Source organism: Butyrivibrio sp. WCE2006 (assembly GCF_000701985.1).
Classification (GTDB): domain Bacteria; phylum Bacillota; class Clostridia; order Lachnospirales; family Lachnospiraceae; genus Butyrivibrio.
The window spans coordinates 25,724-41,552 of the sequence record NZ_JNKH01000028.1 but is presented as its reverse complement, the minus strand read 5'-3'; the positions used below and the strand labels follow the sequence as shown (position 1 = coordinate 41,552).

The window sequence follows — 15,829 nt, the reverse complement described above, 5'->3', positions numbered from 1 at the left end:
CCGATTTTTAAAGTATTATCTGTGTGAAGCAGCATTATCTCTTGTAAGATGCGACAAAGAATACAGCGACTTCTATCACCTCAAGTACAAAGAGGTGAACAGATACCAACACAAACGTGCACTCGCATTAACTGCTCGTAAACTTGTGCGATTAGTCTTTCGACTGCTGAAAGACAATCGTCTATATCGTCCAGCATAGTAGTATCACCTACTTGCTGATGAGTACGCCCTGCTCATTTAAAAATATGGTCGACAGGGCTTAGGTGGTCGTTTTTTCTTTTCGTGAAAAATGTCAAAAAATAAAAGATTTTTTATTTTTCTTTACTTGACATCACACCGCTGGACTTTTGAATTGAATATTTGTTATAAATTATCAAATTATTGGTTGCCTGCAGGCTTCATACTTTGAAAACGACTCTGTCCTTGTATTTTTCAGCTGCACCGCATCCCGAATAATATCAGGTAAAAAATTGTCCCACTTAACTTCCATGATGCAAATGCCAAAAGCCGCCGGTACTGTCACGCAATCCATATCCAGAAAATCAGTATTATCAAGGCCCGTCCGGATATCATAATCAAGTGTCACTCTCACATTTCCCGGGACGAAGATAAATGGTTCACGGGTGTAGTCAACAATTGTTTTTGGTCTTAATCTTTCAGAAATCATTTTTGAGTAAAGCTCTCTTATAAGCTCATTATCCTGATCTTTCATCCATAAAATGTTCCCACTGACAATACTATCTGCCTGTTCTTTTGTAAGGTTTGCAGATACTTTCGTGCCAAGACCCGCGGTTTTACTTTTCTTCTCAAGATGGATCACGCTTTTGTCCCCGTTATAGTATCTGATTCTGAATTTCTGTCTTCGACTGACACCTGCCTGCTTTTCAATAAGTGCCTTATCCTCAGGCGTATCAAAATAAAGACTTCTTATCAGGTATTTACCATCTATAGCATGTGGGTCCGGTGTTGCAACTGCCCGTAGTCTCTGCCTGATAGTAATCATGTCCTGCGTTGTAATCTCATGTTTAAGCTCATGTCTGAATTGCACGATATACTCCTTTCACTTTAAGCAGCATATTTGCGGTACTCTGCTCAAGCAAAACTGATTATATTCTGCAAACCTAAATCCAACCTTAATGTGTTGCAAATAAAATTTTCTTTAGAACAAAGAGTCGCTCGCGGCTCTTTGAGCGCTGGTGCGCGCAAGCTTTAGCTTGCAAAATTCATCTGCGCACCAGTCGCATCCATAGCGGAGCGCTTTTTATTCAATAGGAAATCCAAAGGAATTTCCTATTGAATAAAAAAGAGCAACCACCCTGATCAATGTCGCATTAACTTACTGACATTGACCAGTCTGGTTGCTCCCTTCATAGTCAAGACTTATTCCATTTTCCACTTCTTTCTCGGAAATCTTCTTCCCACGCAGCTCGTCAAACTTTTGGTCCAGTTCGTTTAATAATTCATAATCCTCATCAGAATACACTTTATACTCTTCCAGATTATATCTGGCGGTTTGGCTATAGTCTGTGGTCTGATCAACTATTCTGATTGTGTAATACCATGGTGCATAATCTGTAACGAAAGCATTGCTGTCTTCCCGGTCTGCCAATTCCAGGACACCACTTTCTTTTATGAAAGCATCAAATTCAGCTTCTCTAAAGAAAAACTGGAATCTTATATTATCAGTTTACTGCTCCGGAAGGGTTCTGACTTTTCTTCCGTATACTTTATTGAAGAATATGATAGACATTGCAAGTGACGCTATCTCAGCGATAGGGAATGCCCACCATACTGCATCAACATTTCCGCTCTGTGCTAGGAGCCACGCCACCGGTATAAGTACCACCAGCTGACGGCCTACTGATACAACAAGTGAATAGATGCTCTCTGAAAATGCCTGAAAAACAGATCCCATTACAATACATATGCTGGCTATTGGAAAGCTCAGACTGATAATCCTAAGCGCAGGTTTTCCTAGTTCTATCATATCAGGAGATGCATTAAACAGACTTAAAAGCTTGTCAGGCAGCAATTGAAAAGTCAATGTTCCGATAATCATTACGGTTGCCGCAAGAGCCATTGAAAACTTGAGTGCTTCTCTTATTCTCTTTTTCTTCTTAGCACCAAAATTAAATGCAAGTACAGGGATAAGACCATTATTTAATCCAAACACCGGCATGAAGAAAAAGCTCTGGAGCTTAAAGTAAACGCCAAATACCGCCGTAGCAGTAGTTGAAAAGGTTATAAGAATAAGATTCATGGCATAGGTCATTACCGAGCCTATCGACATCATTAGTATGGAAGGCACGCCCACGTAATAAATCTCTTTAACAACATCTGCTACAGGATGGAATATTAGCGATAGTTTGATTCTGACATCAGGATTCAGAGCCATATTGCAGTAAAATCCGATGCAGGAACCAACTATCTGTCCGAAAACTGTCGCAAGAGCTGCACCGGTTACTCCCATTTTGGGAAGTCCAAAGAGTCCAAATATCAGAATAGGATCCATTATGATATTTATTATTGCACCTGCCATCTGAGAAAACATGCTATATAAGGTACGTCCTGTTGACTGTAGCATTCTCTCAAAGGTCATCTGGCAAAAAACTCCGAGTGAACAGCAGCAGATGATTCTAAGATATGAAACTGCATATGCGATGATTTTCTCATCCTGAGTCTGTGACATAATGAACGGTTTAGCAACAAACAGACCTACGAGCAAAAATATTACATAGTTTATAAGCGTCAGTAAAAGTGCGGTATTGGCAGCCTGGTCAGATCTTTCAAAGTTCTTCTCCCCAAGTGACCTTGAAAGTAATGCATTCATACCGACTCCGGTACCTGCACCCAGAGATATCATAAGGTTCTGCAATGGAAAAGCAAGTGTAACTGCTGTAAGTGCCGCTTCATCAATCTGCGCAACAAATATACTGTCCACAACATTATAAAGTGCCTGAACCATCATTGAAGCCATCATTGGAAGTGACATGGAAATTATAAGTTTCTTAATAGGAAGAACTCCCATCCTGTTTTCGCCTAAATTAGACATATGTTACCTCTTTCATAATTAAATCGCTGTTCTTGCAAACTCCACTAAGTCCATAAAAAGCCTCGCTAAGTGAACCCACTTGGCTCAGACTATGCTCATAAAAAGCTCGCTAAGTGAACCTGCCTGACTCACGCTATGCTCATGAAGAGCTTCGCTAAGTGTTATACTCAAAAAGAAAAAGAATGCCAAAAGACATTCTTTTTCCAGCATGTAATAATGTACTACAAAGTACATGTATAATTCAACACTTAGTTAATTCCCATTACCGTTTCTTGTTGTATTATTTTCTTTAGATTTTGTAGCGTCCTCCGAATTCAAATTGTTCGGATCGTAGGTACTCTTAATTCCGGCTGCTTTATTAAATAGTGTAGCAAGCGTTCTGCCGTCATTTACATGGAGTTCATGCCTGTACCATCCTCCTGAAACCTTGATAAATAAGAATCCGTCACATCTTACACTTGTTCTTCTTGTTCTTCTTACAGCCTTATCCAAAAAGTTAGCAAGCTCGCTTCCGTTATAAATGTAAGCTGCAGGTATGTACCAGCCGTTATATTTTCTTATAAAAGTATATCTGCCATAGGTTACGGTTACGTTACCTTCCTCATCCTGTCCAACAGTTATATCAATCTGATTGGCTTTTATAGCTGTATTGTTGCTATTAGTAGTAGTTATGGCAGCCTTCGCCGGATAAGCCGAAAGTGATATGATCATAGCAAATGCCATGATCGCCGTTAAGATTCTATTAACTACTCTCCTCATATTATTTCCCCTTTTCGTGACAATAGAATTATCCTCTGATAATCACCCCGTCTGAATTATCTCCGATAATTTTCTTCAATTTTTCCCTTGCTTCATCCCTGCTATCTGCCTCGACTTCTATACTAAACGAAAACGCTTTTCTATTCTGTAAAATCTCGTCATGCTTATCGAATTTCTCCTGCATTGCAGCAAGTGAGTAATGTTGTCTTAGTTCGACTATATCCCTCGCTACAAAATCCGTGTACTCCTTCTTTTCCTCTTCTGAATCGGAATATTTAGCAATAATCCTCATCGTCGCCGAGAGATTCAGATAATCACTGGATATGTAATCCTCAAGGCTTTTCCAATGCAATCCCCCATCATTTGGCAGATGTGACATTCTGCTATCTATGTAATCATCAAAAGATATTCCGTGACTTTCGAGCCAGTCCAGCGCATACATTTTCCAGACGTGCTCGCGCTTGTTGAATCTTTCCTGATCATAGATGGTCTGCATTTTCTTAAAGAGGTCCTCAACCATAGGGATAATGTCTTCTTCTTTGGATCTCTTTATATTAAAAGCCCTTCCGGAATACTGCGTTCCGTTCTGTACATCCTCAAGTGAAAGCGAGAATGAATCATCATTAATACGAGTCATTGATACAGACAAATTGCCTAATCGGGCAACACAAATACTGCGGTTTTTAAGAAGCTCATCCCGCTGCTTGCAAAAAGCATGTATCAAAAACTCCGGCTTTATGTAAGTAAACATGATTTACATTTGTTTCCACCTTTCAAATGCAATAACTCACTATAATTATAACTTCTTTTTATTGTTTATAACCGTGTTTAATAAAATATTAATTATAAAATCATTTTTTCTTAATAGTTGCACTGACTTACTTATCTTTGTATAGTCCAAGTTTTCTGAACTCAGACAGCATAACAGGCCTTGCATAATAGTAGCCCTGATAATAGTCAACCGGATACTTGAAAAGTCTGTGCTCTGTATCGGCAGTTCCAACACCGGTTGCACATATATTCATATTCATGTTGGCAGCAAAACCGGTAATAGCTTCCGTCATATACCTGCTAAGCGGGTTTTTACCGATATTTTCTGTGATTTCTGGTCCAAGCTTGATGATATTTATCGGCAGTCTGGTCGCAAGATCAAGCGTTGAAAAATCCGTCACATCCAGAGCAATCCGGATTCCACAGGACTTTAGGAAAATCACCTGGCTTTTCAGATAATCAAAATTAGTATCTCTTGAGACATTTGATAGTTCTATGCACAGAGCAGTCCCCGGAAATCTGTTTCTTCTAAGAAGCTCCATTATGGTAGTTCTGAATTCACTTCGCTCCAGCTGAACATATGCCAGATTGATACTGAGATAAAAATTCGGATGGTCCTTAAGTATCTCCAATCCGTCCTTCATTGCCTTATCCAGAATCCAGTTCCCAAGCTTATAAAATGTACTGTCCTGCTCAAGCCATGGAACAAATTCACTGGGAGAAACATCTCCATAGGGTTCTCTTTTCCATCGAAGAAGCACCTCTGCACCTGCAAGTTTCCCATCATTTTTATTGATGATGGGCTGATAATTTAAATAAAAGCCCTTGCAGTGATCAATAACGCTTTCACGGACAGCTCCCACCAGCTCTATTGTGCTCTTATTGTACTCAAGCTCATTATTATGAAAAATTATAAGGTTTCCATGCTTTTCAGTCTTGGAATGAGCCAGTGCGTATTTGGCACTGGTGTAAACTGCATGTACATCTATTCCGGTTTCGTCCACTACTATCACACCGCCGCCAAGTTCAGCTGACACCTTGTTCTGTCCAATCTGAATATTCTGACGGACATGCATTCTCATTCTCTGATAAAGGCTTTTTACCTTCTCAAGATCCATTGAAACAGTACATAATCCGAGGATAGTTCCCTCTCCGCGGTATACATGCCCCATCTCACCGGCTTCATTTTGCAGCCACTGTGCCATTTCCTTAAGCATCCTGTTACCAAACATGTATCCGTAAAGTCTGTTTATATCGCCAAAATCAATCACATTTACCAGAAGAAGAATATACTTTTTCTGTTCATTCTCCAGTCTGCTCATGTAATTGTACATTTCATAGTGATTGGAAAGGCCTGTGATCGGATCTGTGTTATCCACGATACCTTTATTAATAAGAGAACACGCATAAAAAGCCGCTTTTCCCGAATAATCCTTTATAACCACGCCTCTGCAGGAGCAGGCAACATATTCACCGCTCTTATTTCTGGCACGGTATTCAAAGCTTGGATTTACTCTGTTTCCATCAAAAGCAACTCTAAGATGCTCTCTATAATTAGCCCTGTCCTCCGGGTGTACATGCATCTCCCAGACCTGATCTGCTTTATAGACAAACTCCCCGGGCAGTCCGAAATAATTGACTGCATTCTCAGACCACTTGGCAATGTTGTTTTCAATGTCATACACGTAAACATATCTGCTTTTAGATGTTACGGCAAACGTATCATAGATTTTACTGATATTTTCATATGCCGCCCGGTGCTCGATCATTATTACTCCTCCTTTGTGTATCGGCACGATTACTTCGTAATCCTGCCCTATCGGTCGGAACCATTCCGAATCATGACTTCGTCATGATGGTTCCTCCTATAAACGGACTCAGTCCGGTCAGATATGGATAACGTAAGCACTCAAAGGGTGTGCGCTAACGTTAACCAGCTCCAAATTAGAAATCCCACAACAAAACTGTAATATGCTAAAATATAGATATTATAATACATGCTCAAATTATAACTCATGTGCAATTTCTAGTAAATCTTTATGAAATGGGGTAAATATCAAATGGCAAAAGTATCTAATCCGGCACAAAATGAAGCATCCATTCTGGCAAAGGGGAATCTTCAGTACAAGGAATACGGAAGGCTTATCTTCTTTGGAATTCCGTGGCCATTCAAACACTACGAAATATATGAGAATGAGCTTACGATCACATCCGGCTTTCTTAGTATCAAAGAAGATGACTGCTTCATGTACAAGATAACAGATGTGGAGCTCTCAAGAACATTTTTCCAGAGGCTGGCAGGGCTCTCCACAATCACACTCTTTACTTCTGATGTAACAGATAAGACCATAATAATGAAGAACATTAAGCACGGCCGCGAGATCAAAGACTTCATAAATCAGGAATCTGAACGTGCCCGCCTTCGCCGTCGTACAGTGAATATGCAAAACATTGGTTTTGACACTGATGGTGATGGTAACCTTGATGATATAACCTGACAAAAAACACACGCCGCAAAGTATATCCTTGCGACGTGTGTTTTTATTTGAGCAGAGCACTTAGTGCTCTTTTTTAATTTAGATATGTCTCATAGATAGCAACCTGATCATAAATGCAACGCCAGGAGCTCCATGCATTGGCAGAAACGCAAATATAGTGATTTCCGCTATTTGATACAGAATAGCTTGCAGCACAGCAGCCTGACTGATTTACAAATCCGGTCTTTGCACACATAACTGTACCATGAGTGTCCTTATCCTCTATCCTTCTGAGAAACCAGTTTGAAATGATCATTCCTTCGGGATGCTGCTCGGTAGGACTTGTTGTATAGGTATGAGCTGAAAGAACTTCTCTTGCCAGGTCATTTTCAACTGCTGCCTTTAGAATCATTGCCATATCTGTAAGCGTACAATAATGATTTTCATCATATATTCCTACACAGTTTGTGAAATGCGCCGATCCTGAAAGGCCAAGTTCATCAAGCTTCTGATTCATCATTTCCACGAAAGCTTCATGAGAACCTGCTACATATGTTGCCAAGGCTATAGCTGCATCCGCTCCCGAGGGAAGTATGGTTCCATACATCAAATCCCTGACAGTAACGACTTCTCCGACTTCAAAACCTACAATACTGCATTCATTTGAAAATGAGTAATCAGTTATATCCCTTGTAATAGTAAATGTGTCATCAAGATTTTCAACATTCTCTGCAGCCACAAGCACAGTCAGTATCTTTGTCATGGATGCCGGAGATATTCTGACATCTGCAGCTTTTTTTGCGATGATCTCAGCTTTATCCACATCTATCAGCACTGCATTTTCACTGATCACATCTTCGCTTACTATATCTGTTGTAGAAGCTGTCTCCTGAACAGTATATCCTTCAGCAAAGCTTGCTACTTCAGGAGAAAGCTGCCTGACCTCTACCTCGGGTTCAGGCTCCGGCTCCACCTCTGGTTCAGGTTCCTGAACCGGTATCTCCTCCTCAGGAATTGATTCCTGTATTGTTGCTAAATCGGCAGCAGCATCATCTGCCTTATTCTTATTAAGTACTAACAAAACCACTGCAACTATTGTTGCAATAACAAGTGCAGCTATAACTCCAAGTATAACCAGAGTTTTTATCTTATTCTTTCCAGGCCTGCGCCTGACATAATAATTATTATCCAGATTTCTGTAACGATTTTTCCCCAATATAAATTACCTTGTTGAAAGGAAAATTTCCTCTCTCTCCGCATCCGTGTCATTAGGATACGCCTTCCTGTATTTTTCCATTAAAGTTTTTGCCTGAGCGAAATTACCGGCATATTCATACGCCGTAATCTCATTCATAAGTAGTGCTCTGTCATATTCACTGCTTCCCAAAGCGAGCCCTGCCTCAAAAGAATTAACTGCACCCTCATAGTCGCCGGTGCTGATCTGACATAGTCCGAGCTGATTGTATATGTCGGGATGATCAGGTTCTTCCGCAAGAAAAGTCTTGTAAACACTGACAGCATAATTATAATCACCCTGCTTTTCGCCGGTCAGTCCAAGCAGTAATACTACAGGGGCCTTCTTAGTGTCTCTCTCACTTCTTGCAAGTTCCAGATAACTCTGTGCATCTGCATTATTCCCTAAATAATATGAAATCTGTCCCTTCTCGTAATTGGTCATATTAGGATCAGAATTATTGAGACATGCTTCGAGAATATTCCTTCCATCCTCCTCAAAACCATTTGCAGACAAGGCTTTGTATATCATAATTCTCAGATCATAATTCCTGGGAGACAGTGACATGGATTTATTAAAATCGTTTATTGCTCCTTCACTGTCAGAGATACTAAGCTTTGCCAGGCCTCTCATGTAATAGGCATCCTTGTCCCTTTTTCTGAGAGCCAGAATGGCATCATATACATTAATAGCCTCATCATATTTTCCCAGCTTCATATAAGTGTCAGCCAGATAGTAATTGGTGTCAAAATCCATATCCCCGGGGATTCCGCTGGTAGCTGCCAGAGACTTTAAAAAGTTCTCTATTGCAACATCATACTCTCCAAGATCCTTGTTCAGTAATCCTTTGGACCTATATAGTAAACTGGCATTTTCCCCCGCTGCCTCTGCGGCATCAAAGCACGCGGCAGCCTCCTCATACTCATAGCTTTTTAAATGTGCAAGTCCAAGATCAACATTATTATGCCCTGAAATACTTCCACAACCACTGCCCAAAAGCAGCGCACCAAGCATTACCATCAACACGGCTGGTTTCTTTTCAAATACAGCCATTTTGTCAAATCCTCGCTTATTTCAGATATGCTACAATCTCAACCTCACAAAGAACATCCTTGGGAAGCTTCTTCACTGCAACACAGCTTCTGGCAGGTTTACTTGTAAAATACTTCTCATAAACCGCATTAAATGCAGCAAAATCTGACATTTCAGCAAGGAAACAGGTTGTCTTTACGACATGATCAAAATCTGTTTCAGCTGCCTTTAAAATCTCCCCAATGTTGCGACAAACCAGATCTGCCTGCTCAGAAATATCATTTCCCTCTATATTTCCGTTAGCCGGATTTATCGGAATCTGTCCTGAGGCATAAAGGAAATCCCCGGCCTTTATTGCCTGTGAATAAGGACCTATTGCTGCAGGTGCTTTGTCTGTTGATACATACTTCATTTTTTCATCCTCCTTTGAACCGGTAAAACTTTAATATATTTTTTTGCAATCAATAAATTATGTGGAGATCAAAATTCCCCTGAAAACATGTCATTGTTTATCAGAATCAAACGCAGCAGTGACATAAAAGCCTCTGTCGTTCTCTTCAACCTTTAATACAACTCCCTTGCGCTCTTTCATCCTCTCTCTGAATGGAAAATTGGCTGACATCGCAAGAGAAGGGTCTATCGTGTAATAAACATTACTCGGAAGCTCGCCCTCAGTAACGGTTATTTCGTCACCTTCTTTTAATAATCCCGGACGCTCCATTTTAAAAACCATCTCTCTGACCATATTAAAACTCCTCACTCTGGTGTATCCTCAGGAGCTACTTCTTCCTGAGCTTCGGCTACAGGCTTATACTGTTCCACCTGACTCTCTCTGACATAAGCATGGTTTTTCAAATAATCATACCATAATGCATAAGATTTTGCCTTTAAATGTACATTATCAAATGAAAGATCTTGCGTAAGCCCACCATTGGCATCATCAGTAGCTTCGTTCATATCCACATAGAAAACATGCTCACCGTCTGCAAGGGATTTCAGCATTTCATTCCTTTCATTAATGGTGGAATTCTTGAACACACGGTCCTTACTGCTCTTTGAATGTGTCACATGCATGATACCCTGAATTATGATTATAGCATCCGGCTGAAGCTCTCTTATCTGATTTATCACATTGGAATATGCTTCTGTAAAGCTGCTGCCGGTTCCGCTTCCAAGCTCATTAAGTCCCAGCATGATATAGATTTTCGCAAACTGTTTTCTTGAAAGTGCTTCAAATACTGTTACTTTTTCTCTTGGCAGCTGATCTTCAGGTATATCCATTCCCTCCTCGGGAACGATCGGAACAGAAACAAATGCTTTATCATCCAATCCATAGATTGTAAGAGAAACCTTTGAATAAAATGTAGCCCTGCCGTTTAGTTCCGGACAATATTCTGATAATCCGACTGTTCTGGAATCGCCAATAAAAAGCGCATCATCAAAATAATCATCTGTTACGCTGCTAAGAACGTAATTGTCAGGAACATTTTCTTCAATAACTCCTACCGCATCTCCGGTTGTCTGTTCGTTTTGTACTGCTTCTTCAGAAATGCCCTGTTCTGCATTACCACCGGTAGCTTCACCATTCTCTGTAACATCTGCATTACCATCTGAAATCATGCTTCCTTCGCCGGCATTTCCTGCAGTAATCCCGATACTGTTTCCTCCGGTAATCTCTTCAGCATTTCCTGATGACACCTCTACACCTTCAGCATTACCACCTTCAGATATTGCTGCATCCCCTGAAGTCACTTCACTTCCGGGATTATTATTCTCTGATTGATTATCAGACGCATTATCCGGAGTATTTAACTTATCTGAAAAAATCTTTTCACCGATGATTCTGAAAAGATACGGTGCCTCTCCATCCGCTATTGTCTGCAAAGATGAAGCCAGTAGTGGAGGATTCTCTAAGCTATATTCAGTTTCCTCATACACGCGTCCCTGTCCAAAAGCAGAATCTACGGTGAACAGCAGGGCTATCACCATTATTCCCATGGACAGAATATGCTGAAAAAAGATTTTCATACGCTGCCTACTCTATATCTCACAGTTAGAAGTTAAAATACATAAATGGATTACCCGCTTTCGTTGAAACAAATACTGCACTAATCCAAAACAATACAAGCAAAACCAGCCTGACCGGCCAGTCTCTTCTGTGCCTTGCAAAAAAGCTGTATATTCCGGGAAGAAGTAAAATAAGCCCGGCCAGCAGGAATGGATAATACATTGATAAAAGTTTTCCAAAGTCCGCCGAATTTACAGCTACACCAATTCCCCAAAAAGGGAACATTCTTCCTAAATAATTAACGAGGTCTTCCTTCCCGGGAAGAGCAAAAATCACCCATGTGATTGGAATCATAACAAGAACATTGAATCTTCCTACAATGTTCAAAAGCTTCTTATTTGAAACAAGCACAAACTTCTCACACAGAATCATTATTAAAAGCATTCCTGCCCAGACAATGAAATTTAATGTAACTCCATGCCATAATCCTGTGAGAATCCACACAATTGTAAGATTCCTTATGGTGGTAAGTTTCCCTTTTTTACTTCCGCCCATCGGAAAATATACATAATCTCTGAACCATGCTCCAAGAGTCATGTGCCATCTTCTGTAAAACTCACTTACACTCTTTGACAGGTATGGATGATCAAAGTTTCTCACAAGAGGAAATCCCAACATAATGCCGATTCCTGCTGCCATAAGTGAATATCCCCAGAAATCAAAATACAGGTTCAATGAATAGCATATTACACCTGCCCATGCTAAAGGTGTTGAAATACTTTCATAACCAATTGTTCCGATATCATTCCACATCATAGCAAGATAATCTGCTATCAGTATCTTCATAGCAAATCCAAGAGTGAAATAAACCAGTCCTTCTTCGATCTTATCAAGATACAAAGAAAGCCTGTCCTTAAAAACCAGAAATCTGTCTGCTTTTCCTGAAAGCATACTATTCTTTTCAAAATCGGAATATCTCATTATTGGTCCGGATATTACCTGCGGAAACATAGTAAAATATGCTGCCACACAGATGAATCCGGGATTTTTGGGTATTCTTCCTGCATATAGATCAGCCTGAAAGCTAACCATTTTGAATGTGAAGAAACTGATGCCAAGTGGAAGTCCAATTCCAATCCCACTTCCATAGCCTGCAAGGAACTTGAAAGATAGCAATAACACTATGTCCAGAGTTACTATGCCAAACAGACATATCTTACTATGCTTCCGGCATCCGTAAGATATGAAAATATTAACTATAACTGCAGCTACAAGAATCACCAGACTTTTCAGATCCCCAACTGCATAAAATGCAAGGCTGCCCACAAGAAGTATTAAAGGGCGCAGCCTTGATGGTAAAAAGTAATATGCAATAAGAAAAATCGGAAGAAATCTAAATATAAAAGATAGATCCGAAAAATTTATCATATTTGGATTAATTTGTAGCATTATTTATCTCTGCCAATTTCGTCTCGGCTGAGCTTGCGCTGCTGGTATCCGAGAAATCATTAACTACCTGATCATAAATAACCTTTGCGTTATCAGTGTCTCCGCTTTCATAATAAGCATTTCCCAAGTTGTAAAGCGCGTCTACATTGGTCTTATCATACTGAAATGCCTTGGACAATGCAGCAATTGCTGTCTCATAGTCCTGGCTTCTGTATGCATCATAACCTGTCTGATAGCTTCTCTTTGACAGGTCATTTCCCACATGTGTCATAAATGAATCATATAATTCGGTAAACTGTCTTGTGGCAGGTCCTTCCAGGTTGTTTAAATCAACATTATTCATCTGAGCTTCAATGCCGTCCAGGTCTTCAGGTGTAGCCATATAAATAGCCACAGCTGCCATAAGATCATTAGCTGCTGAACCTGAACTGTCAGTTTCTTCATAAGAGCTAACTTCTGTTTTAAGCGCTTCAAGCTCTGCGTTAAGTGATGCTATCTGCTGCTCATATTCGCCAAGCTTTGCAGATTTCGAATCAGATTCCTCACTTATGGATGAAATCTGCTCTCTGAAGCTTGCATTCATAGACTGTATTCTTGCAGGCAAGATCAGATAATAAGCTGCAGCAATTCCGAGCACAACTCCGAGCACTATTCCCCATATTGAACCGCTCCTTGTAAGTACATTAGAGCGAACCGGCTGAATAATCGTCTCATTACCACTCTGATAACGTACAACATCAGAGTTGGTGGTCTCCTTCTCCTCACTTGCTTTTGCATCCTGAGGAAGCATCATGGCTTCTGCTTCCTTGAGATATCTGGCAGCCATTACATTACCGGTGTCCAGCTTCAGACTCTTTTGAGCCTCTGTCTTTGCTTTGGCATAATTACCATTGTTCAGGTATAAAAGAGCAAGTAACAGATGTGCCCTGATAAATCCGGGATTCATGGACAGAACTTTCTTTAACTGAATCACTGCCATATCAAGTCTGTCCTGATGACAATGGTTTAAAGCTATGTTGAATTTCTTAATTGTCTGGTTAAAAGTCTCAAGACGCGAAGGATCATTGCGGACAAGATCCATGTAATCATCTGCCGCATTATCCTCAGGCTTTAAATTCTTACTGATAACCCATTCACTTAATGCTGCAACGACTTCACCACATTCATAATAGACCAGTCCTAAAAGGTTTCTGGCCTGAATATTACTTTTGTTTAATTTTAAGCTTTGATGCAAAGACTCAATGGCACCTGAGAGATCTCGTATCTCTGCTCTCTCCAAACCTTCATTATAATATCGGTTTGATAAAGAGATTATACGCTTGTATACCTTTACTCCTGCACCACAATTCGGACAGTATTCACGTTCCGTAAGTTCTGCCCCACATTGATAACATTTCATAATACGAAGTACGCCCCCTCCTGATTATCTAAAGGATTTGTCAATGGACACGGGTCTGCCGAGCGGCTTCTTCAGCCTTAGCATCCTTAAGCAGACCAACAAGTACATCTGCCATGTCATCCAGATCCTGATTATAGATAATCTCCTCGGCGTCCTCGATTTCGAGGCTCGGGCGAAACTTCTTAAGTTCATTTTCAAAATTGATCATGATTTAGCTCCAAAAATCTGACTAAAAAAGATAGTTTTAGTTTCCGGGCATTATCCCCAATGATTCTCTGACCTGACCAACAAGATATAATGAGCCGGCTGCAAAAACCACATCTCCGGCACCCCGGTCAGTTATTATCTCCATAAGCGCATCTCGCACACTTGTATAATAAGAAAATCTTATATCAGGCTTTTCTTTAAAGTGTCTAAGTTCAGCTTCAAATGCTGCGCGCAACTGAGATTCAGATACAGATCTTCCGGTTTCAAGAACCGAGACACAGATGCGGTCAAAAAGCCCGCTCTGGAGAATCTGCTTTATCATCAGATGATACTGTTTATCAGCAACAGCACCAAACAGCAAAGTTCTCTTCTTATCACATGGAATCTTTTTCACACATTCCAAAAAAGCTTCCATGCCGTCAACATTATGTGCCCCATCAACATACATGCCGGGAAGAATGAGTTCCATTCTTCCTCCCCATTTTGCCTTTCTAAGTCCGTAACTGATATCATCATCAGTTATGGCTACTCCCATATCTCTGAGAGCTCTGGTGCACATTATCGCAATTGCAGCATTTTCTGTCTGAAAATCCGCAACTGACTGCAATCTGAGATTGCAATATTTATCATACTTAGATTCATATGAAAAATCAATGCAAATGTTACCTGCATCATCCGGTGAATTAGTGATCTCGGTAACATAATCTGCCTCTACTCTGTATACCCTGGCTGAGAGTTCATCGGCTCTTTTTTCAATCACCTCTGTACTGGCACCGCGTTTATTATACACTACCACCGGGGTATTCTTTCGAATAATGCCTGCCTTCTCACCGGCTATCTCTGATATTGTATTGCCAAGATACTGCATATGATCCATACCAATCTCGGTAATTACATCAAGAACCGGCTCATGTACACTGTTAGTAGCATCAAGACGTCCACCTAATCCGGTCTCAAGAACCAGATAATCAACCGGATATTTGTCATACAAAATCATTGCCATAAAGAACAGGAATTCAAAGTATGTAGGAAAATAATTATCCGTAGTGTAATCCTTGATTCTTCTTATCAGATCAGCAAATATCTCACAGAAAATCGCGTCTTCTATCGGTTTTCCATTAATACAAAATCTTTCTGTCGTTTTTACAAGATGGGGAGATGTAAACATCCCCACTGTAAAACCTGCCTGTCTTAATATCTCGGAGAGATAATTACAGACAGAACCTTTGCCATTAGTACCGGCAACATGGATAATCTTCATCTTCAGATCAGGACTCCCCAGATACTCCAGAAACTTTCTGGTCTCTTCCACTGAATGCTTCTCTGTGAACGCAGGAATATGGTCCACAAATTTATCGCATTCATAAAAACCCAATCTTTCACCTGCATCAAGGCGGGCAAGCATATCGCCAATACTTCTAGTCAATTCATCACTCATATC

17 protein-coding genes and 1 pseudogene are annotated in these 15,829 nt (G+C 40.4%); 2 read left to right on the top strand and 16 right to left on the bottom strand.

What is annotated here, in order from left to right:
- Positions 1 to 199, top strand: a pseudogene (locus T501_RS22195) (IS110 family transposase); the annotation flags it as partial.
- Positions 200 to 373: 174 nt separating this feature from the next.
- On the opposite strand, the gene T501_RS14400 reads toward T501_RS22195, so the two are convergent.
- The 7 genes from T501_RS14400 to T501_RS14375 all read right to left on the bottom strand — a co-directional run bounded on the left by T501_RS14400 (position 374) and on the right by T501_RS14375 (position 6,351).
- Positions 374 to 1,048, bottom strand: a complete 675-nt coding sequence (locus tag T501_RS14400) for a polyphosphate polymerase domain-containing protein (RefSeq protein ID WP_044915562.1) — start codon at positions 1,046 to 1,048, stop codon at positions 374 to 376.
- 288 nt (positions 1,049 to 1,336) lie between these two features.
- A complete protein-coding gene (locus T501_RS14395) occupies positions 1,337 to 1,609 on the bottom strand; it encodes a hypothetical protein (protein WP_044915560.1) in 273 nt (90 codons plus the stop codon).
- Between the two features lie 78 nt (positions 1,610 to 1,687).
- Positions 1,688 to 3,052, bottom strand: coding sequence for an MATE family efflux transporter (locus T501_RS14390; RefSeq protein WP_044915558.1), 1,365 nt, complete (start codon positions 3,050 to 3,052; stop codon positions 1,688 to 1,690).
- An 84-nt stretch (positions 3,053 to 3,136) separates the two neighbouring features.
- Positions 3,137 to 3,286 (bottom strand): hypothetical protein, encoded by a 150-nt coding sequence (locus tag T501_RS21415; RefSeq protein ID WP_155994870.1) that lies wholly within the window; start codon positions 3,284 to 3,286, stop codon positions 3,137 to 3,139.
- Positions 3,287 to 3,304: 18 nt separating this feature from the next.
- The gene (locus tag T501_RS14385; RefSeq protein ID WP_155994869.1) at positions 3,305 to 3,811 is read right to left on the bottom strand and encodes a hypothetical protein; all 507 of its coding nucleotides are present in this window, start codon (positions 3,809 to 3,811) and stop codon (positions 3,305 to 3,307) included.
- Between the two features lie 28 nt (positions 3,812 to 3,839).
- On the bottom strand, positions 3,840 to 4,448 hold the full coding sequence (locus tag T501_RS14380; RefSeq protein WP_155994868.1) for a hypothetical protein: 609 nt from the start codon (positions 4,446 to 4,448) through the stop codon (positions 3,840 to 3,842).
- A 241-nt stretch (positions 4,449 to 4,689) separates the two neighbouring features.
- Positions 4,690 to 6,351 carry a sensor domain-containing phosphodiesterase gene (locus tag T501_RS14375; RefSeq protein ID WP_026512109.1) on the bottom strand — a complete coding sequence of 554 codons (1,662 nt, stop codon included), beginning with the start codon at positions 6,349 to 6,351 and terminating at the stop codon, positions 4,690 to 4,692.
- A 291-nt stretch (positions 6,352 to 6,642) separates the two neighbouring features.
- Here T501_RS14375 and T501_RS14370 point away from each other — a divergent pair, with 291 nt between their 5' ends.
- A complete protein-coding gene (locus T501_RS14370; RefSeq protein WP_026512110.1) occupies positions 6,643 to 7,080 on the top strand; it encodes a PH domain-containing protein in 438 nt (145 codons plus the stop codon).
- Between the two features lie 73 nt (positions 7,081 to 7,153).
- Here T501_RS14370 and T501_RS14365 read toward each other — a convergent pair whose 3' ends face one another.
- From T501_RS14365 to T501_RS14325, 9 genes are all read right to left on the bottom strand, one after another.
- Entirely contained in the window at positions 7,154 to 8,275 is a 1,122-nt protein-coding gene (locus T501_RS14365) for a D-alanyl-D-alanine carboxypeptidase family protein (RefSeq protein WP_050008329.1), read from the bottom strand.
- A gap of 6 nt (positions 8,276 to 8,281) precedes the next feature.
- Positions 8,282 to 9,346 carry a tetratricopeptide repeat protein gene (locus T501_RS14360; protein WP_044915553.1) on the bottom strand — a complete coding sequence of 355 codons (1,065 nt, stop codon included), beginning with the start codon at positions 9,344 to 9,346 and terminating at the stop codon, positions 8,282 to 8,284.
- A gap of 16 nt (positions 9,347 to 9,362) precedes the next feature.
- Complete coding sequence (locus tag T501_RS14355; protein ID WP_026512112.1) at positions 9,363 to 9,737, bottom strand: RidA family protein; 375 nt, start codon at positions 9,735 to 9,737, stop codon at positions 9,363 to 9,365.
- A 90-nt stretch (positions 9,738 to 9,827) separates the two neighbouring features.
- Complete coding sequence (locus T501_RS14350) at positions 9,828 to 10,070, bottom strand: hypothetical protein (protein WP_026512113.1); 243 nt, start codon at positions 10,068 to 10,070, stop codon at positions 9,828 to 9,830.
- A gap of 11 nt (positions 10,071 to 10,081) precedes the next feature.
- Entirely contained in the window at positions 10,082 to 11,353 is a 1,272-nt protein-coding gene (locus T501_RS20365) for a GDSL-type esterase/lipase family protein (protein WP_050008328.1), read from the bottom strand.
- A gap of 25 nt (positions 11,354 to 11,378) precedes the next feature.
- Entirely contained in the window at positions 11,379 to 12,761 is a 1,383-nt protein-coding gene (locus T501_RS14340) for an MBOAT family O-acyltransferase (RefSeq protein WP_081843177.1), read from the bottom strand.
- 7 nt (positions 12,762 to 12,768) lie between these two features.
- Positions 12,769 to 14,181, bottom strand: coding sequence for a tetratricopeptide repeat protein (locus T501_RS14335; RefSeq protein WP_044915551.1), 1,413 nt, complete (start codon positions 14,179 to 14,181; stop codon positions 12,769 to 12,771).
- A gap of 40 nt (positions 14,182 to 14,221) precedes the next feature.
- A complete protein-coding gene (locus T501_RS21825; protein ID WP_044915549.1) occupies positions 14,222 to 14,389 on the bottom strand; it encodes a hypothetical protein in 168 nt (55 codons plus the stop codon).
- Positions 14,390 to 14,425: 36 nt separating this feature from the next.
- Positions 14,426 to 15,826 carry a bifunctional folylpolyglutamate synthase/dihydrofolate synthase gene (locus T501_RS14325; RefSeq protein ID WP_081843175.1) on the bottom strand — a complete coding sequence of 467 codons (1,401 nt, stop codon included), beginning with the start codon at positions 15,824 to 15,826 and terminating at the stop codon, positions 14,426 to 14,428.
- Between the last annotated feature and the right edge of the window lie 3 nt (positions 15,827 to 15,829).